This window comes from Pseudomonas fluorescens (genome assembly GCF_003732425.1).
GTDB classification, from domain to species: Bacteria; Pseudomonadota; Gammaproteobacteria; order Pseudomonadales; family Pseudomonadaceae; genus Aquipseudomonas; species Aquipseudomonas fluorescens_BE.
This window is the reverse complement of record NZ_MOBX01000015.1, coordinates 429277-447839: the sequence shown is the minus strand read 5'-3', so window position 1 is coordinate 447839 and position 18563 is coordinate 429277. Positions and strand designations below refer to the sequence as shown.

At 59.7% G+C, this 18563-nt stretch carries 19 protein-coding genes and 3 pseudogenes; 9 read left to right on the top strand and 13 right to left on the bottom strand.

The genetic code is table 11. The features are described 5' to 3' along the window. The first annotated feature begins 35 nt into the window (after positions 1-35). Positions 36-380, top strand: coding sequence for a YciI family protein (locus BK670_RS24060; RefSeq protein ID WP_095048159.1), 345 nt, complete (start codon positions 36-38; stop codon positions 378-380). Further along, a complete protein-coding gene (locus tag BK670_RS24055; RefSeq protein ID WP_123453504.1) occupies positions 373-1641 on the top strand; it encodes an RNA polymerase sigma factor in 1269 nt (422 codons plus the stop codon). The genes BK670_RS24060 and BK670_RS24055 overlap by 8 nt, the downstream gene beginning before the upstream one ends. Before the next feature lie 219 nt (positions 1642-1860). Here the strand turns inward: BK670_RS24055 and BK670_RS24050 are convergent, their stop codons facing one another. Beyond that, positions 1861-2715: a LysR family transcriptional regulator gene (locus tag BK670_RS24050; protein ID WP_123453502.1), complete on the bottom strand. Its 855-nt coding sequence runs from the start codon at positions 2713-2715 to the stop codon at positions 1861-1863. An 89-nt stretch (positions 2716-2804) separates the two neighbouring features. Between BK670_RS24050 and BK670_RS24045 the strand changes: the two genes are divergently transcribed. Continuing rightward, complete coding sequence (locus BK670_RS24045) at positions 2805-3242, top strand: multidrug/biocide efflux PACE transporter (protein ID WP_123453500.1); 438 nt, start codon at positions 2805-2807, stop codon at positions 3240-3242. 178 nt (positions 3243-3420) lie between these two features. On the opposite strand, the gene BK670_RS24035 is transcribed toward BK670_RS24045, so the two are convergent. Next, positions 3421-4179: an SDR family NAD(P)-dependent oxidoreductase gene (locus BK670_RS24035; RefSeq protein ID WP_123453496.1), complete on the bottom strand. Its 759-nt coding sequence runs from the start codon at positions 4177-4179 to the stop codon at positions 3421-3423. Positions 4180-4299: 120 nt separating this feature from the next. Between BK670_RS24035 and BK670_RS24030 the strand changes: the two genes are divergently transcribed. Continuing rightward, the gene (locus tag BK670_RS24030) at positions 4300-5196 is read left to right on the top strand and encodes a LysR family transcriptional regulator (RefSeq protein ID WP_123453494.1); all 897 of its coding nucleotides are present in this window, start codon (positions 4300-4302) and stop codon (positions 5194-5196) included. A 120-nt stretch (positions 5197-5316) separates the two neighbouring features. Here BK670_RS24030 and BK670_RS24020 read toward each other — a convergent pair whose 3' ends face one another. Both BK670_RS24020 and BK670_RS24015 read right to left on the bottom strand, forming a co-directional pair. Beyond that, complete coding sequence (locus BK670_RS24020; RefSeq protein ID WP_123453492.1) at positions 5317-6930, bottom strand: inorganic phosphate transporter; 1614 nt, start codon at positions 6928-6930, stop codon at positions 5317-5319. A 249-nt stretch (positions 6931-7179) separates the two neighbouring features. Next, complete coding sequence (locus tag BK670_RS24015) at positions 7180-8202, bottom strand: transporter (protein WP_123453490.1); 1023 nt, start codon at positions 8200-8202, stop codon at positions 7180-7182. A 277-nt stretch (positions 8203-8479) separates the two neighbouring features. Here BK670_RS24015 and BK670_RS30340 point away from each other — a divergent pair. The 3 genes and pseudogenes from BK670_RS30340 to BK670_RS24005 form a co-directional block, all read left to right on the top strand. Then, positions 8480-9169 (top strand): annotated as a pseudogene (locus BK670_RS30340) (methyl-accepting chemotaxis protein); the annotation flags it as partial. A gap of 165 nt (positions 9170-9334) precedes the next feature. Then, positions 9335-10102, top strand: a complete 768-nt coding sequence (locus BK670_RS30335) for a methyl-accepting chemotaxis protein (protein WP_404942492.1) — start codon at positions 9335-9337, stop codon at positions 10100-10102. A 110-nt stretch (positions 10103-10212) separates the two neighbouring features. Further along, positions 10213-10659 carry a hypothetical protein gene (locus tag BK670_RS24005; protein WP_123453485.1) on the top strand — a complete coding sequence of 149 codons (447 nt, stop codon included), beginning with the start codon at positions 10213-10215 and terminating at the stop codon, positions 10657-10659. Between the two features lie 265 nt (positions 10660-10924). Here BK670_RS24005 and BK670_RS24000 read toward each other — a convergent pair whose 3' ends face one another. After that, positions 10925-11230 (bottom strand): PepSY domain-containing protein, encoded by a 306-nt coding sequence (locus tag BK670_RS24000; protein WP_007917758.1) that lies wholly within the window; start codon positions 11228-11230, stop codon positions 10925-10927. A gap of 126 nt (positions 11231-11356) precedes the next feature. Further along, positions 11357-12484 carry a glycerophosphodiester phosphodiesterase gene (locus BK670_RS23995; RefSeq protein WP_123453483.1) on the bottom strand — a complete coding sequence of 376 codons (1128 nt, stop codon included), beginning with the start codon at positions 12482-12484 and terminating at the stop codon, positions 11357-11359. Between the two features lie 223 nt (positions 12485-12707). Between BK670_RS23995 and BK670_RS23990 the strand changes: the two genes are divergently transcribed. Then, positions 12708-13034, top strand: a complete 327-nt coding sequence (locus BK670_RS23990; RefSeq protein ID WP_123453481.1) for a DUF2025 family protein — start codon at positions 12708-12710, stop codon at positions 13032-13034. A gap of 126 nt (positions 13035-13160) precedes the next feature. Here the strand turns inward: BK670_RS23990 and BK670_RS23985 are convergent, their stop codons facing one another. Further along, positions 13161-13466, bottom strand: a complete 306-nt coding sequence (locus BK670_RS23985; protein ID WP_123453479.1) for an antibiotic biosynthesis monooxygenase family protein — start codon at positions 13464-13466, stop codon at positions 13161-13163. Further along, entirely contained in the window at positions 13463-14164 is a 702-nt protein-coding gene (locus tag BK670_RS23980; protein WP_123453477.1) for a CTP synthase C-terminal region-related (seleno)protein, read from the bottom strand. Before BK670_RS23980 ends, BK670_RS23985 begins: the two co-directional genes overlap by 4 nt. A gap of 150 nt (positions 14165-14314) precedes the next feature. Here BK670_RS23980 and BK670_RS23975 point away from each other — a divergent pair, with 150 nt between their 5' ends. After that, positions 14315-15256 carry a LysR family transcriptional regulator gene (locus BK670_RS23975; protein WP_123453475.1) on the top strand — a complete coding sequence of 314 codons (942 nt, stop codon included), beginning with the start codon at positions 14315-14317 and terminating at the stop codon, positions 15254-15256. Here the strand turns inward: BK670_RS23975 and BK670_RS23970 are convergent, their stop codons facing one another. The 5 genes and pseudogenes from BK670_RS23970 to BK670_RS23955 form a co-directional block, all read right to left on the bottom strand. Next, complete coding sequence (locus tag BK670_RS23970; RefSeq protein ID WP_123453473.1) at positions 15257-15790, bottom strand: DUF1003 domain-containing protein; 534 nt, start codon at positions 15788-15790, stop codon at positions 15257-15259. Between the two features lie 159 nt (positions 15791-15949). After that, positions 15950-16387: pseudogene (locus BK670_RS30330) on the bottom strand (methyl-accepting chemotaxis protein); the annotation flags it as partial. 108 nt (positions 16388-16495) lie between these two features. After that, a pseudogene (locus BK670_RS30325) lies at positions 16496-17179 on the bottom strand (PAS domain-containing protein); the annotation flags it as partial. Positions 17180-17458: 279 nt separating this feature from the next. Beyond that, positions 17459-17620: a diguanylate cyclase domain-containing protein gene (locus BK670_RS30095; protein ID WP_311197062.1), complete on the bottom strand. Its 162-nt coding sequence runs from the start codon at positions 17618-17620 to the stop codon at positions 17459-17461. 130 nt (positions 17621-17750) lie between these two features. After that, complete coding sequence (locus BK670_RS23955; RefSeq protein ID WP_123453469.1) at positions 17751-18359, bottom strand: TetR/AcrR family transcriptional regulator; 609 nt, start codon at positions 18357-18359, stop codon at positions 17751-17753. Positions 18360-18563: the final 204 nt, after the last annotated feature.

The window sequence follows — 18563 nt, the reverse complement described above, 5'->3', positions numbered from 1 at the left end:
AGCCATAGTTGATCCGTCCGCTTCAGGAGAACGCCATGAAGTATTTATGCCTGGTCTACAGCGATGAACGCCTGCTGCATTCATCACCCGACAGCCCGGAAGACGCCGAGTGCTGGGCCTACGCCGAGTCGATTCAGGGCAGCGGGCGGATGGTTGCCGCCGAGGCGCTGGAGTCGGTGCAGACCGCCACCACCGTGCGGATGCGCAACGGCAAGTTGTCGATCACCGACGGCCCGTTCGCCGAAACAAAAGAGCAATTGGCCGGTTTCTACCTGATCGACGCCAAGGATCTCAACGAAGCGATTCAGGTTGCTGGTGATATTCCGGCGGCGCGGGTCGGCAGCGTTGAAGTGCGCCCGGTGCGGCAGTTGAATGTCTGAGGTCAAGGCGCGGGTCGAGCAGGTCTATCGCGAAGACTCGCGGCGGATCCTCGCGACGCTGATTCGCTTGCTGGGTGATTTTGACCTCGCCGAAGAAGCCTTGCATGAGGCGTTCTTCGTCGCGGTCGAACGCTGGCAGCGCGACGGCGTGCCGGACAACCCGCGCACCTGGCTGGTGTCCACCGGGCGTTTCAAGGCCATCGATGTGTTGCGCAGGCGTGCGCGGTTCAAGGCCTCGCAGCCGTTGTTGCTGGCGCAACTGGAAGAACTGGAACAGGCCGACTGGAGTGGCGAAGAGGTGGAAGACGATCGCCTGCGCCTGATTTTCACCTGCTGCCACCCGGCGCTGGCGGCGGATGCGCAAGTACCGCTGACCTTGCGCGAAGTCTGCGACCTGACCACCGAGGAAATCGCCCGCGCTTTTCTCTCGGCGCCGGCGGCGATTGCCCAACGCATCGTGCGCGCCAAAGCCAAGATTCGTGACGCGAAAATCCCCTATCAAGTACCGAGCCTGAACGAATTGCCCGAGCGTCTCGACAGCGTGTTGCGGGTGATTTATCTGGTGTTCAACGAAGGGTATTCAGCATCGGTCGGGGCCGAGTTGACCCGAGAGGATCTGACACGTGAGGCGATCAGGCTGGGGCGGCTGTTAATGGAGTTGCTGCCGGAGCCTGAGGTCATGGGGTTGTTGGCGATGATGCTGTTGCACGAATCGCGACGCTCTGCGCGCACTTCGCCGAGTGGTGAACTGGTGCTGCTGGATGATCAGGATCGCTCGCGCTGGGATGCCTATCTGATCGCCGAAGGTTGTGCGCTGGTCGAGCGCGCGCTGACCACGCGGCGGTTTGGACCGTATTGTTTGCAGGCGGCGATTGCCGCGGTGCATGCCGAGGCGCCGTCAGCGGCAGACACCGATTGGGCGCAGATCGTTGGTTTGTATGACGTGCTGTTGCGCGCGGTGCCTTCGCCAGTGATCGAGTTGAACCGCGCGGTGGCGGTGGCCAAGCGCGACGGGGCGCTGAACGGATTGAATCTGATTGAGGGGATTTTGGGACGCGGCGAGTTGCAGGATTACCACTTGGCGCACTCGGCGCGGGCGGAGTTTTGTCGGCAGTTGGGCAGGGTGGAGGAGGCGCGAACGGCGTATTTGCGAGCCTTGGAGCTGACCCGGCAAGAACCTGAGCGGCGGTTTATTGAAGGGCGGCTCATGGCGCTGGAACGGCCCTCACCCTCGCCCTCTCCCAGAGTGAGAGGGGACTGATTGGGGAATATTGGAGAAATTCACCGACTTGAAAGCTCAGCTGTGAATCCATAATCGACCCAGTCTGGTCGAGGTTTAAGGCCGTAATGAATCCATAATCGACTCGATTTTTCAGGTCGATGTATGACGCAAGAGAACTCGGTCGGTCCCCTCTCCATCCGGGAGAGGGCTGGGGTGAGGGGCTTCTGGCTTCAGACCAGCCAGCGATTGGCAGCGCCGCTATTCCAGCATCTTGCTCAACAACCAACTCCCCGCCGGCCCCGGCGGATACAACCGCGACCACAAGGCGTCGACAAACACCGGTTTCGGCCAGCCGCGCACTTTCAATTCCACCAGCAAATCGTTACCAAAGCGCTGCGCCAGCCAACGCGGCAACGGCGCCCAGCCAAAGCCTTTTTCGGCCATTTCCAGCAGCATCAGATAACTCGGCGCCGACCATACCCGGCCTTTGCCACGACTGTCATAGGGATTGACGATGGTCGCCAGACGCAGCTCGCGATGCTGTTCCAGGATGTGCTGATCAACATGATCAAGCTTGGCCAACGCGTGGTCGCGATTGACGAACAAGGCGATTTCCGTGCGCTCGGCCACCGTTGACGTCACCAGATCCGGCGGGTAGTGCTCTTGCATCTCGGCGAAGGCCAAGTGCGCGCGACCGCGCTGCACCAGTTCGATCAGGTCATCGCATTCAGCGATCAAACATTCCAGCTCCAGATCCGGATAACGCTGCTCAAATCCGACCAGCGCTGCTTCAAAACGGTACGACTGATAAGTGTCGGAAATCGCCACGGTCAGCTTCGGCTCGACGCCTTGGGACAGCTGCCGCGCGGTCATTTCCAGGCGACTGCTGGCCGCCAGGATCGCCTCGGCGCGTTGCAGCATCACATGCCCGGCCGGGGTCAGGGTCGGTTTGCGGCTGCTGCGATCAAACAACAGCAGATCCAGATCGATCTCAAGGCTGGCCACCGCCGCGCTGATGGTCGACTGACTGCGCCCGAGTTTGCGCGCCGCTGCCGAAAACGAACCTTGGGTGGCGGCCTGGACAAACGCCAACAGCACTTCATGCGAGATCATCAACTATCGCCTTGATCGATGGTTATTGGTTATTAAGTATCGATGTGAGCATAGATCATGGCAATCATCTTCACTCAAGGAGTCAGGCCATGATTGCCGACAAATCCATCACTGAACGTATTTTCCAGGCCGTTGGTTTCGAACTGCTGGCCATCCTGATCTGCACCCCGTTGCTGGCGTGGATCATGCAAAAACCGATGCTTGAAATGGGCGCGGTAACCGTGTTGATCGCGTTGCTGGCGCTGGCCTGGAACGTAGTGTTCAACCGTTTCTTCGACCGTATGCTGGCGCGCATGAACGTTGCGCACAACGCCTGGGTGCGCGTGGTGCACGCGCTGCTGTTCGAAGGCGGCTTGATCGTGATGGGCGTGCCGCTGATTGCCTGGTGGCTGTCGGTCAGCCTGTGGCAGGCGTTTTTGCTCGACATCGGTGTGTTGCTGTTTTTCCTGCCGTACACCTATGTGTATCACTGGGGTTATGACGTGGTGCGTGAGCGCTTCATGACCCGCCGCGTCTGTGAGGGGTAACCCATTTGTGAGGCACAGAAAAACCTGTGGCGAGGGAGCTTGCTCCCGCTCGGCGGCGAAGCCGTCGCAAAACCTGAGAATGCGGTCCACCTGAAAAACAGCGTTCTCTGGTTTAGGGGGCGCTTCGCACCCAGCGGGAGCAAGCTCCCTCGCCACAGTGGATGGTTCAAATTCTTGATTAGAGGAACATCCCGCCCGACGCCTCAACCCGTTGGCCATTGATCCACTGACCCCCCTCCGACAGCAGCAGCGCCAACGCCCCGCCAATATCATCCGGCTGTCCGGCCCGGCCCAATGCGGTATTGCTGGCGACCATCGCATTCACCGCCGAATTGTCGCGCACCGCACCACCACCGAAGTCAGTCTCGATGGCGCCCGGGGCGAGAATGTTCACGCCGATCTGCCGTGCACCCAGCTCTTTGGCCTGATAACGGGTCAGCACTTCCATCGCGCCTTTCATTGCCGCATAGGCGCCGTAGCCCGGCAGACTGAAGCGGGTCAGGCCGCTGGAAATATTGATGATCCGCCCACCGTCGTTAATCAGTGGCAGCAACTGCTGGGTCAGGAAGAACGGCCCTTTCAACTGGATGTTCATCAGCAGATCGAACTGCTCCGGCGTGGTCTCGGCAAACAGCGCATGCACGCCAATCCCGGCATTGTTGATCAGGAAATCAAAGCGCTGACGGTCGAACGTCTGCTGCAATGCCTGCCCAACACGTGTACCAAAATCGGCAAAGCTTTCGCTGCGGCCGACGTCTAGTTGCAGCATCACGGCTTTCGCGCCGAGTGCTTGCAGTTCGGTCACCAACGCCTGGGCTTCATCGGCGCGGCTGTTGTAGGTACCGATGATGTCGATGCCCTGAGCGGCGAGGTGCAGGGCGGCGTTTTTACCGAGGCCACGACTGGCGCCGGTGATCAATGCGATTTTGCGGTTCATGGGACGTCCTCGATTGCAGTGAGTGGTGATGGGGCTCAGTTTATTTGTCCGCCCTGAGGTGATAAACAGAGTGAATCCGGAATCACTGATCGGCTCAGCCGAACAATCAACGAGTGGCCCATGAACAAACTGGAACTGCTGCGCACCTTCGTCAGGGTCAGCGAACTGTCGAGTTTTACCCTTGCTGGAGAGAGCCTTGGCTTGCCGCGCTCGACCGTGTCCGAACATGTGCAAGCACTGGAAGCCTTGCTCGGTACGCGCCTGTTGCAACGCACCACACGCAAGGTGCAGGCGACGCAGGACGGTCTGGTGTTGTACGAACGCAGCAAGGATCTGCTCTCGCACATGGACGAGATCGAAGGGTTGTTCCGTCAGGACGAGGCTTCGCTGACCGGGCGCATCCGGGTCGACATGCCGAACATTCTTGCGCGACGCCTGATCATGCCGAGCTTGCCGCAGTTCATGGAGCGTCACCCGAACCTGGAGGTGGAAATCAGCAGCACCGATCGCCGCGTCGACTTGCTCAGCGAAGGCTTCGATTGCGTGGTGCGCATCGGCGCGCAGCCGGATCAGTCGGTGGTCGCGCGGCACTTGGGCGACTTCCCGATGGTCAATTGCGCCAGCCCCGCCTACCTCGAGCGCTACGGCGTGCCGCAGACGCTGGAAGATCTCGCGCAGCATCGACTGGTGCATTACGTCGGCGTGCTCGGTTCGCGTTCGGAAGGGTTTGTGTACGAGGAGGGCGGTCAGGTTAAACGCCTGCCGATGGCCGGCAGTGTGACGGTCAACAGCACCGATGCTTACGAGTCGGCATGCCTGGGCGGTTTCGGTCTGACCCAGGTGCCGCGTACCGGTATGCAGCCGCATCTGGAAAACGGCGAACTGGTCACTGTGCTGCCGCAATTCACCGCGCCGGCGATGGGCATTTCATTGCTGTACGCGCGGCAACGACATTTGCCGCTGCGGGTCAGGGTGTTTATGGACTGGCTCGGCGATCTGATTCGCTCTGCGCTCTAACTGACACCACACATCCAAATGTAGGAGCTGCCGAAGGCTGCGATCTTTTGATTTGGCTTTTTAAAAACAAGATCAAAAGATCGCAGCCTTCGGCAGCTCCTACAGGGGATTTGTGGAGGGTCAGAAAATTTGGGTGAACAGCCAATAGAGGCTGCCGGACAACAGAATCGCCGCCGGCAGCGTCAGTACCCACGCCATCAACAGATTACGGATGGTCTTCATCTGCAATCCGCCACCGTTGGCGACCATGGTCCCGGCCACACCCGAGGACAACACATGGGTGGTCGACACCGGCAAGCCAAACATGTCCGCCGCGCCGATGGTCAGCATCGCCACGGTTTCCGCCGACGCGCCTTGTGCGTAGGTCAGGTGGGTCTTGCCGATCTTTTCGCCGACCGTCACCACAATGCGCTTCCAGCCGACCATGGTGCCCAGCCCGAGGGCGATGGCCACGGCGATCTTCACCCACAGCGGAATAAACCGTGTGGCGTTGTCGATCTGTTGCTTGAACAGTTGCAGCTTGCTGCTGGTGTCGGCGTCAAAATTGCCGACCTTGTTCTTGTCCATCAGGCGAATGCTTTCGCTGGCCAGGTACATGTCGTTACGCACGTTGCCCATGGCTTCGGCCGGGACTTTCGCCAGTGAACCGTAGCCTTTGACTTCTTCACCGATGTGCCCGGTGAGGGCGGCGAGGGCGGGAATCAGTTGCGGCGTGGCGTCCTTGCTACGCACGTAATCGGAGAGCACCGCACGCGGATCAGCCGGCGTCGGCAGCGGGGCGCTTTTCACCAGCGCTTGCTGGGTGACTTGCGCCACGGCGGCAAACTGCAGCGACTGTTCCTCCGGCATGGTGCGATTCAAGGCGTACGCCATCGGCAGCGTGCCGACCAGAATCAGCATGATCAGGCCCATGCCTTTTTGGCCGTCATTGGAGCCGTGGGCGAAGGACACGCCGGTGCAGGTCAGAATCAGCAAACCGCGAATCCACCATGGCGGCGGTGTGTTGCCTTTCGGGGCTTTGTACAGCGAACGATTCTTCACGAAGGCACGCAGCGCCAACAGCAACAGGGCCGCACAACCGAAGCCCACCAGCGGCGACAGCAGCAAGGCGTAACCGATCTTGGTCGCCTGCGCCCAATCGACACCGCTGGTGCCGTCACGGCCGTGCATCAGGGCATTGGCCACGCCGACGCCGATGATCGAACCGATCAAGGTGTGCGACGACGATGCCGGCAAACCGAGCCACCAAGTGCCGAGGTTCCACAGGATCGCCGCGATCAGCAGGGCGAAAATCATCGAGAAACCGGCAGACGAACCGACCTGCAGAATCAACTCCACCGGCAGCAAAGCGATGATGCCGAACGCCACCGCGCCACTCGAGAGCAGCACGCCGAGGAAGTTGAAGAACCCCGACCACACCACCGCCACATTCGGTGGCAGCGAGTGGGTGTAGATCACCGTCGCGACGGCGTTGGCGGTGTCGTGGAAACCGTTGACGAATTCAAAGCCCAGGGCAATCAGCAGCGCCACGCCGAGCAGCAGAAACGGCGTCCACGTCGTGACCACCGTGCCGAGTTCGTGCATGTCGTGCATCAGGCTGTAGGCGGTGAACAGCATCCCCATAGCCAACACGGCGAAAAAGATCACATAGGTAAACGGGCCGGTTTTCTTGTCGAGGGCCGGCCTGCCGCTGGCGGCGGACGCAGGGCTGGCGGTCAGGGAGGGAGTAGCCATGGCAGGACAATCCTGAGCGAGGGAAGGAATGTCGCCCATGATCGTTGCAGAATGTTACAGAGAGACTGCGCCATGTCAGTGTTTGCGGTTTTAGCCCCACCGCTGATCTGAAGGTTGAAGAAGATCCCTGTGGGAGCGAGCCTGCTCGCGAAGACGGAGTGTCAGTCACCATCATTGTTAAATGACAGATCGCTTTCGCGAGCAGGCTCGCTCCCACAGGGGATCTGTGCTGGACATCAGGTTCGGTGGTTAATAATCCCCGCGCTTGCGAAACGCCCAACGCCCGGCTATCACGGTAAACGTCGCCACCAACGCAACCAATATCCAGAACCCCTGCGGATCCTGCGACAACGGCACCCCGCCGACATTCATCCCGAAGAAACCGGCAATGATGTTGATCGGCAGCGCCAGCACCGTGACCACGGTCAGGGTGAACAGCGTGCGGTTGCTCTGCTCGTTGAGGTTGGCGGCGATCTCTTCCTGCAACAGCTTGATCCGCTCGCCGAGGGCGGTGAGGTCGTTGATGATCAGCGCAAACTCCTCGGTGGATTTGCGCAGCTCCTTGACGTCCTCCTTCTGCAACCAGGGCGGTGGCCGGTTGAGCAGACGCAGCAGTGAACCCGGCTCCAGCGCCAGCAGCCGTTGCAGGCGCACCAGCACCCGGCGATTGGCACCGAGTTCGGCACGGTTGGTCGACAGCCGCGAGGAGAGCAATTCATCCTCGACCTGATCGACGCTCATGCTGGTCTTGCGCACGATCTGCGTCAGCACTTCGCCCTGATCACGGAGCAGATGCACAAGCAGTTCCGAGGGCGAACGAAAGCGCTCGCCGGCCTTCACCGACGAGCGCAATTTGTCCACCGAGTGCAGCGGTTGCAGACGTGCGCTGACGATCAGTTTGCTGCGCACACAGACCCACAGCGTCGACACGTCCGAGGAGACCATGCTGCTGAGGTTGAACACCACATCGTTGACCACCGCCAGCAACGCCGAATCGACGTGCTCGATGCGCGTCGACCGCGAGCCTTCGTGCAGCGCCTCGAAAAACTCTTCGGGCAATTGCAGATGACTTTTCATCCAGCGCTCGCACGCCGCATGCGCCAGATTGAGGTGCAGCCAAAGGAATTCACCGCTGTCGCTGTCGTCCTGCAAACAGCGCAATGCCGTGGCGGAATCGACTTCGCGGCCACGTTCGCCGGGCAGGAAGCGATAGCCATAGAGCAGGCCAAACAGATCGGGATCGCGATGGCTGATATCGAGGCTGTGGTTCATGAAGGCTCGCTGCGAGGAGGGTGCGTCGGTCGCGCAAATGGCAGGTTCACTGAGCCGCATCATCGCAATGTCACATGACGTTTATGTGACAGCAAAGTGACGTCAAATCAGCGACTTACCGACGGTCGGATTTTCTTCAAGAAGCGCTCTGGCGCGCCGATCACAGGTGCGTTAGGTTGCGCGCCATTGGCCATGAGCCAAGGCTCGCCGACAGGGATGTCCGGCAAAATTTCACGCCTTATCGGGCGTGCCTCATCCTTGTCCTGAGTATCTTTCGATGGTGCAAAAATCCCTGAGAGCGCAAATTCTCGCCCTGCTGAGCGGTAGCCTGCTGGCAGTGCTGTTGATCGCGCTGGCCTGTTTTCATTTCCTCTCCAACGGCGTGCAAAGCTACAGCCAGTTGATCGCCGGTCCCTTGCACACTTCGCAATTGATCGATGAAGCCAACCTGCAATTCAAGGTGCAGGTGCAGGAATGGAAAAACGTTCTGCTGCGCGGCAAGCAACCGGCGGATCTGGCCAAGTACTGGGGGCAGTTCGAAGATCGCCAGCGCGATGTGCAAAACATTCTCGGAGAATTGGCCGGGAAGAAAGGCATTGAGCCGAGTCTGAAAACCCGCATCGAACGCCTGCGTGAAGAACATCGCTTGCTCGGTGTTGCCTACCAGAAGGGCCGCGATGCCTACGTAGCAGCCGGTGGCGATCCAACGGCAGGCGACAGCGCGGTCAAAGGTGTCGACCGTGCCGCCAGCGATCAGATGAGCGAATTGGTGGCCGAACTGCGCAAACAGGGCACTGAACAATCGGCGCTGATCAGTGCCGACGCCGATCGCACCGTGTGGCTGGGGCTGTTGGTGATGCTCGCATCGGGCCTGCTGATCGGCCTGCTGAGCCTGTGGCTGGTTAACCGCAACCTGGTCGAACCGATTCGCAAACTGATCGATTACGTGACCCAGTTGAGCCGCGGCAAACTCGCCGAGCGCGTGGTCAGCGACCGCCAGGATGAACTGGGCAACCTCGCCGCCGCCGCCAACACCTTGCGCGATTTCCTCGCCGAAACCTTCACCCGTTTGCAGCGCAGCGCCAGCGATCTGGACAGTGCCAGCGGTGAGTTGAACGCCATCGCCACGACCATGGCTGGCGGCACCAACGAGCAGTTCAACCGCACCGACCAAGTGGCCACGGCGATGAACGAAATGTCCGCCACCGCGCAGGAAGTGGCGCGTCACGCCGCCGACGCCGCACGGGCTGCCGACGATGCCGACCAGTCTGCCCAGCAGGGTGAGAAGGTCATGCAGAGCACCATTCACTCGATCACCCAGATGCGCGGCGAAATCGCCAACACCGCCACGGTGATCCGTCGTCTGGAAGCCGACAGCGGCCGCATTGGCAAAGTGCTGGAAGTGATTCGCGGCATCGCCGAACAGACCAACCTGCTGGCGCTCAACGCCGCGATCGAAGCGGCGCGTGCCGGTGAGGCCGGGCGTGGTTTTGCCGTGGTCGCCGATGAAGTGCGCAACCTCGCACAACGCACCGCCGAGTCGATCATCGAGATCAACCAGATCATTCAGAGCGTGCAGACCGGTGCGGTGGATGCGGCGCAAGCCATCGACAGCGGCCAGTCGCGCAGTGATGAAAGCGTTGAACGGGTGACCCAGGCCGGCGCGATGCTGGAGCGCATCACCCACGCGGTGGAAGCGATCCGCGACATGAACCGTCAGATCGCCACCGCTGCCGAAGAGCAGACCTCAGTGGCCGAGGACATCTCGCGCAACCTTACCGAGATCACCTCGATTGCCAGCACCAACCTCGACAATGTGCAGCGCACCGAAAGCGCCAGCCAGAACCTGCATGCTCTGTCGGGGCAACTGAACGAAGTCACCGCGCGCCTGAGCGCCTGACGGCATTGAGCGTGTACCGGTTCGGATACCGAGTCGGTACACAATCGATCTCAAATTGAGGCGGCCGTGGTCGATGACCGGTTATCTATAACCGGCATTGGAGTATTTCCATGGTCAGCATCACGTCTGTTTCGATCAATCAGACCGTCAGCACACCCACCAGCAAAACGTCGATCAGTGACGTTGGTGACGACACGTCTACCTCAGCAACCGCCAGCACGGGCGCGACGGCCGATACCGGTAAAGTCGCCGCCGGTGGTGGGGCCGCTCCGGCGGGTGACAGCAGCTCCAGCAGCAGTGAAGAATCGGATTCGGTGAAAGAACTGCGCAAGCAGATTGCCGAACTGCAGAAGCAATTGCAGGAGGAACAGCAGGCGTTGCAAGCGGCCCAGGCGAAGCGGGAAAGTTCGGATGCCAAGGCTGCCGAAGTAGCCGCCGCACAAGCGCAGATCTCCGCCACCTCGGCGTCCCTGTCAACCGCCACAGCCTCATTGTTGCAGGCGTTGCAGGATTCCGACTCAAGCACCTCGGGTTCTTTGGTCAGCACCTCGGCGTGATGCCTTTTCCCCTCACCCTAGCCCTCTCCAAGAGGGAGAGGGGACTGACTGCTGTGACTATTCGAGGTACGCCGACCTGAGATTTCAAGTTGTACTCAGGTCTTGAATAGCCCCCGATCGGCTCCCTTTCCCCCTCGCCCCTTGGGGGGAGAGGGCTGAGGTGAGGGGGAGAAAATCTCGCTGACAACACATCAATAAAGCCAAACACCAGACATGAAAAAGCCGCACGATCTTTCAATCGTGCGGCTCTTGGTGGTGCGTTCAATCAAGTGTCTTGCTTGTTGCTCAGCACCTTGCCGGTAGTTGCATCAAAGTCCACGTCGAACTCTTTGCCATCAGCCGTTTTCAGCTCAACTTCATACTCATAACCATTGAAGTGGTTATCCAGGTCGGTGTCAGTAATAGTCGCACCCGGATGCAGTTTCAGCGCTTCGGCGTTCATCGACTCCAGCGACTTGATCTTGCCCGACTTAACCAGTTCAGGAATCTGGTCAACGCGAACATCAGCCTGGGCCAGGCCAGCGGTGAGGGTCAGGGCAGCGGCGGTAAACAGGGCAGTCAAAGTTTTCATCGGTTCGTTCCTTGGGTGATTTGTTTAAGTGGCCTCAGGTTAACCAGGCCAACTTAACTCACCCTTAAAACTGCGCACCGCCAGCGGACTCGAGTCTGCTGGCGATGCAGTTACTTCGGTCGCCGATCAGAACCCGTTGTTCTTCAGCACCTGATCAACACTGCCAGCCGCCGGGCGTTTGTAGAACTTCAGCAGTTCGCTGGCGCGGTTGGTGAAGATGCCGTCGACACCGGCCGCCATGACTTTCTCGAAGTCCACCGGCTCATCAACGGTGTAGACGTGCACCAGCATGCCCTGATCGTGGGTGTATTGGTTCATCCACGGTTGCACCAGATCCGAATAGCTCTGATCACCGCCCTTGGTCAGTTTCGCCGACGGGCCGGTGCCGATGGCCCCTTGCGACTTGGCGTAATCCACCCATTGCTTGAACTCGGCTTCGGACTTCGGCTCTTGTTTGCCGTAGAAAACGTTTTTGTCTTTCTCGCCGGATTCGGCAAAAGTCACTTTGGATTTCGGCTCGATGCTGCCTTCGCCGACCCACAGCAGGAGGATCTTCGGCACTTGCGGCATTTCTTTTTCCAGCAGGGTCAGGCTGTTTTTCTCGAACGTCTGCAGGATCACCTTGCCTTTACCCTGACCAACACCCAGTGCACTTTTCGCCAGCTTCGAACCGGCCGGGCTCAGCCAGCCACGATCCTGGAGTTTTTCCTTGAGGTCTTTCTCGATCCCGGGAAACAGCTGCGGCTCTTTGGTCTCGATGTACAGGCCCGGCTTGTGTTGCGGATTGGCCTGGGCGATGTCGATGATTTCATCGAGGGTGAGAATTTTCAGCCCGGCGTAGGACGGGCGCGCACGATCCGGGTACTTGGCGTTAAACCAGCTGCCAGCGTCGAGGGTTTTCAGTTCGGCCATGGTGAACGCGGTGGCCGAGGCATCCTTGCGCTCCGGAAACTTGGTGGCGACGTCGGTGGTGCGTTGCAGGTTGTCGTCGTGCAGGGCGAACAGCACGCCGTCCTTGCTGCGCTGCAGGTCCATTTCCAGGTAATCGGCGCCCAGGTCGCGGGCCAGTTTGTACGACGCTGCGGTGGATTCCGGGGCATCGAAGGACGCGCCACGGTGAGCGATCACCGCCGGGTGCGGGATGCCATTGGCGGCAGCGATCGCCTTCGGATCGCTTTGACTGGCGGCGTGCGCCTGACCAAGACCGAGCAGCAGGCTCAGGAGCAGAGCGCTTTTGGTGAAAGTGGCGGGCATGTTCGAGTTCCTTTCGCAGGGGGCATTTTCAAAGACGTACCTTTTAACAACTGAAGCGATTGCGTGCTATCGCAAGACCGACATAAACGTATTAAAAGCGATTTTTCCTGCACTTTTGTGGCGCGGTTTGCAGTACGCTTGCCCTCGGCAGACGTCCCGGCAGAGGGCGCGCCGTTCCGTTGCCCTGCGTGTAAACCATCGATCATTTTTCGTGAGGTTTACCATGCGCATCACCTCCCAACTCATCTGCCAGGCTGCCGACGATCTCAAGGGTTTTGTCGGCCTCAACCGTAAAACCGGTCAATACATCGTGCGCTTCAGCGAAGATTCGTTCGGCATGGACGTGGCGGATGACGGCATTATTCCTATGAATGAATTCGTCTGGGCGCCGGCGACGGCGCAGACCATGACCCTTAAACGCGAGTTGATTCAGCTGTTGCTGGATCAGAACATTGATGAGCGGATCAACATCACCGAACCGTTGCGGGTGTATATGAGCAAAGTTGAGGTGCCGGAGATTGTCGCGGTGCGCAGTCTGGTGCGGGGCTGAAGTTTTTTAGTGACCTGATTGCCGCCATCGCCAGCAGGCTGGCTCCCACACGGGATCTGTGGCGTGCACAATTCCCCTGTGGGAGCCAGCCTGCTGGCGATGAGGTCAGTCAATCCAGCACCAGACTCACTGCCCGAACCGGTACTCACGCTCAACCCGACACACCCGCGTATGAAACGCCGAATACCACTGCAAGCGCCCACGCTGCTGAATCAACCGATGCTCAGGGTTCTGCCGCCACGCCAGAATCGCCGCTTCGCTCTGCCAATACGACACTGTAATCCCCACGCCATCTGCGCCACGAACCGACTCTACCCCGAGAAACCCGGGCTGTTCGCGCACCAACAAATCCATGCGTTCAGCCGCCTCGGCATAGCCGTTGTCACCCTCGGTTCGGGTCGAGGTAAAAATCACCGCAAAGCAGGCAGTCATCCACGTGCCTGCGCGCAAGCTTGGACAAACGCGCGCACCAGCGGCGGCATCTGCCCTTTGAGCGCCGCGCGTTCCGGTTGAAACAACGTCGCGACAAAAAAACGGTGATCCTTGAGTTCAAGCGCGCGCAAATCCCCTGACGAATCATGACCCACGGCTTGTAGCCGGGCGTTCAACAGCTCTCGTTCGAACTGCGGATTCACACCGTAGCGGCAGTGGTAGCCTTCACTAATCTGCGACGTTTCGTACGCCTTGGCGATCAACGAGCCGGGCAGCAGATGAATGCTGTCCACCGCTTCGACCAGCGAACAGGTCAACGGTGTGAGTACCGCGCGCTCAGAGTCGGGCGATGTTTCACCATGTTCCGCATCGACCCAGCCCAGCACGTTGCGGGAAAATTCCAGCACCGCATGTTGAAAACCGCCGCAGGTGCCGAGGAAAGGGCGCTGCTGTTCGCGGGCAAAACGGATTGCTCGCAGTGCGCCGTCTTCACTTTTGTAGGGGCTGGCGGGTACGCACCAGAAACCATCGAACCGTTCGAGGGATGTATCGGCGTGGATCTGCTCGGTGGCCAGCCATTCGAATTGCACGTTCCTGTTTAGATGCTCTGCGACCAGACCGAGGGCGACGGGAATGGCTTGGTGGGCGGTGACTTGCGGGTCGTAATCGCCGATCAGGGCGATGGAAATGGCGTCCATGGGATTTCCTTGTCTAAATCAGCTGAGCTGAAACTTGCCTGTGGCGAGGGAGCTTGCTCCCGCTCGACTGCGCAGCAGTCGTCGCTGTTCAGTTTGATAGGGGTGGGTTCTGCTCCGCAGCCTGGCGGGAGCAAGCTCCCTCGCCACAAGTTGTCGGTTACAGGCACTCACTATAGATTGGCGTTCACGCACTCAATATGGGCGTTTCCCCAAGTGATCAATGCAGCCACGCACTATCAGCTCGACTACCCCGACCTGGCCCTGATTCTTGCCTTGGTGCGTGGCGGCTCTCTGGCCCGGGCTTCACAGCTGTTGAAGGTCGATGTGTCGACGGTGTTTCGCGCCGTGCGCCGTCTCGAAGCTGCACTGGGCCAGCAACTGTTCGAAAAAAGCCGCGCCGGTTACCTGCCGACAACTCTCGCGCAGACGCTGGCCGAGCAAGCCGAACGCGCCGAACAGGCACTGGAAGCCGCGCGTATCGGCGTGGAGCAGGGCGGCGAAGTGGTCAGCGGCACGGTGCGCCTGACTTGCACCGATTCGGTATTGCAGAGCCTGCTGCTGCCGGCGCTGGCGCAGTTCATGCCCAATTACCCGGCGCTGACCCTTGAACTGAGCACTTCCAACGATTTCGCCAACCTCAGCCGTCGCGATGCCGACATCGCCCTGCGTCTGACGCGTACACCGCCGGAGCATCTGGTCGGACGGCAACTGGCGAAGATTTCCTACCGGGTCTGCGCCAGTGCGCGGTACCTGCAGAACGTCGATGCGGCGGATCTGGCGGCGCTGACCTGGATCGCCCCGGACGACTTTTTGCCCGATCACCCGACCGTCGCCTGGCGTCGCCAGCACTTGCCCGGCGTCACGCCGGGGTATCGCTGCAACAGCATGTTGTCGGTGACGGAGCTGGTTCGTGCGGGGCTCGGCGTGGCGGCATTACCGGACTTTCTCATCACCGACGGTATGCAGGCGTTGAGCGAGCCGCTGCACGGCTACGACACCGCGCTGTGGCTGCTGACGCGCCCGGATTGCCGAGCTTTGCGCTCGGTGGTGACGCTGTTCGATGAATTGGGGCGGGCGCTGCGTTTGCCGTGATCAGCGCTGCGTGTTCTGGCGCATGTGAGCGTGCAGCTCGCTGGTCAAGCTAGCGATGCGTTCGGTGAGGTTTTTGGTCATCTCGGTGAGGCGGGTGTTCTGCTCCAGCAGCTCAAGCAGTTGCGCGGTGTTCTTCGCCGCTTGGGCCTGACGCTCGGTATTGGCCTGTGCCAGCGCTTCACGGTGTTGCGCGTCGGCATCGGCCTGCGCCTTGTCGCGCGCGGCCTGGCGGGTTTGTGCGAGCAGAATCAGCGGCGCGGCGTAGGCGGCCTGGAGGCTGAACGCCAGGTTGAGCAGGATGAACGGGTAAACGTCGAATTGCGTCACGCCCGACACGTTGAGGCCGATCCACACCGCGACGATCACGGTCTGCGCTCCGAGAAACAGCGGCGTGCCGAAGAACCGCGCAAAGGCCTCGGCCCGCAGAGCAAACTTGTCGTTGCCGAAGGTGGTGTTGAGGTGGGCGTGGGGGCGGTGGAAGCGCAGGTGATCGACGGTAGCTGTGTCAGGCGTTGCGGGTTTTTCAGTGGTCATGATGCACTCGGCAGGACTTGAGACTGAAGCTCACTATAGCCCTGCATTGCAGCTTATGGCCCTTTCGCGAGCAGGCTCGCTCCCACATTGGAATGCATTTCCCTGTGGGGGCGAGCCTGCTCGCGAAAGCCGCGCCTCGGTCTACTGACCCTGCATCAATTACCCCGGCACCCGCTCATTGGCAAACATGCTCACGGCATCCACCGCCTCACTGGCACCATCACGAATCTGCAGAATCACCGTCCCGGCCTGATTCGCCAACTCGACCCCTTGCGCAGCGCGACCCCGGGTGCCTTCCATGCTCTTGATGGCCTGGCGGGTTTCGCTCTGGATCAGCCCGATCATGTTGGAAATCTCCGAGGTCGAGCCGCTGGTACGCCCCGCCAGCAATCGCACCTCGTCGGCGACCACGGCAAACCCGCGACCCTGTTCACCGGCGCGCGCCGCTTCAATCGCAGCGTTGAGCGCCAGCAGGTTAGTCTGGTCGGCAATCGCGCGGATCGTATTGACGATGGCGGTGATCTGCTCGGAGCGCTCACCCAGTTGTGCAATCAGCGTTGAAGACTCGGCAATGTCTTCAGCGATTTCACGCATTTCACTGGCGGCCTGCTGAATCACTTGCGTACCTTGCTCGGCGACTTTTCGCGTCGCCACGGAGATGTGATACGCCGCGCTGGCACTGCGCGCGTCCTGCTCGTGTTGCTCTACCCGGGCGGTGACGTCGGAGGCGAACTTCACCACTTTGCACAAGCGCCCGGCCGCGTCATAAACCGGGTTGTAATTGGCTTCGAGCCAGACGATTTGCCCGCGTTTATCCACGCGTTCGAACTGTCCCTGGAACAACTCGCCCTGATTCAAACGCCGCCAGAAATCCTCATAGGCGCTGCTGTTGACCAGTGCCGGCGTGCAGAACAAACGGTGATGTTTACCTTTCAGCTCGGCGAGGGTGTAACCCATGCGCGTCAGAAAATTCTGATTGGCCGTGAGAATACTGCCGTCGAGGTTGAATTCGATGACCGCCATTGCCCGATCAATCGCCTGCAACTTGGCGTTGGCTTCGCTTTCCTGCTGCACCTTGGCGGTCACGTCCATGGCGTACTTGACCACTTTCACCACCCGTCCCGACGCATCCTTGATCGGGTTGTAACTGGCTTCCAGCCAGATCGGCTGGCCCTTACCGTCGACCCGTTCAAATGTACCGGACTGAAACTGGCCGTTTTTCAGGCGAGACCACAAATCGGTGTATTGAGCACTGCGCCCGAACTCCGGTGTGCAAAAGCGTCGATGCGGTTGGCCGATCGCTTGTTCTGCGGTGTAACCCATGGTCTTGAGAAAGTTGTCATTGGCACGCAGCACCACGCCATCGAGGTCGAACTCGATGACCGCCATCGAGCGATTGATCGCATCGAGCAGGCCGGCTTGTTCGGTAAGGGTGCGCTGAAGATCGTCGACGACGGCTTTGTGGCGATTGAAGAACATGTTCGCAGTACTCTGGAAGTGGGGAGGATCGAGGATTCAGTCCCTATTTCCGCGCCGGCAGACCGAATGCGCGGACGGCATTCGGCAATGACTGCTCAATGCCAGTATTCCTTAGCTGGCAGATGGCTACTTATACAAAACTTCATAAACTTGTACAAGAAAGTAATTTTTGTAATTTTGTATAACTTTTTAGGCGCCGGCGTTGTCTGTCGCGGCGCGGCTCAAGGCCACATTGATGATGTTGCGGCCCCTGTGTTTTGCGGTGTAGAGCGCTTTGTCGGCATCGTTCAGCCAGTCCAGTGCATCCTTGTACAAGGATTGATAGCGCGCCAAACCGATACTCAGGCCCACTCGCAACTCTGGCACGTGCGGATGACAACCGGAATTCAATGCTTAACCCGTTGCTCCCTCAAGGCTCCAGGCCTCGTGAAGCGGCAGCCTTGTCAGGATCACGCAGAACGGGTGCCAGGAGGAGGGCGGATCAGAGTTGATAGCAGGCGAGAAACATTTCCAGCGCCGATTCGGCGACGGTGATCTGCATGTCGACATCGAGGGCAGCACGGCCCATCGACATTTGCGGCCAAAAGCCAAAGGTCTTTAGCAAGCCTTGCACCTGATGCGCGGCAAATTCCGGATCAACCGGTTTCAGTCGACCGTCAGCCTGCGCGGCGCGAATCCATACGGTCAGGCCTTCCTCGCGCTCGCCCATGCGCTCGACCATGTTTTGGGCGCGCTCCGGCGAGTGAATGGTGGCGGCAATTGCCACCCGTGCCAGGGTCAGGAAATTCTCGTCGGCCATCAACTGCACTTTGGCCTGGAGCATCTGCCGTAATTGCTCACGCAGCGGCTGATCGCGGTTATAGACGACGGATTGCTCGGCGCTGATTCGTGTCCACAACTGGTTGAGAATTTCGGCGAACAACTCCTCTTTGCTGGGGAAGTGGTTGTACACCGTACGCTTCGACACACCGGCGGTGGCGGCAATCTTGTCCATGCTGGTGATCTCGAAACCGTTGGCACGGAATTCAGCAATCGCCGCCTGGATAATGGCTTCGCGTTTACGGTCGGTGAGGCGCTGTGGAGCTGTCATAAGTACGCTTCGGCAGAGAAAAGATGAAAGTACACTTGGCAGTTTACTTGTCATCCGCTTTGATGCAACCTAGAAACTACACCGAGCAGTGTAATGTTGCGTTAATCCTCGCAACCTAAAAGACAGAAGTTCGGCCTATGCGTGCAGCTTTGGCCATTTATCGTCCCACCGTGGAAAAACCGTGAATTGCGCGGTTTTTCTGGA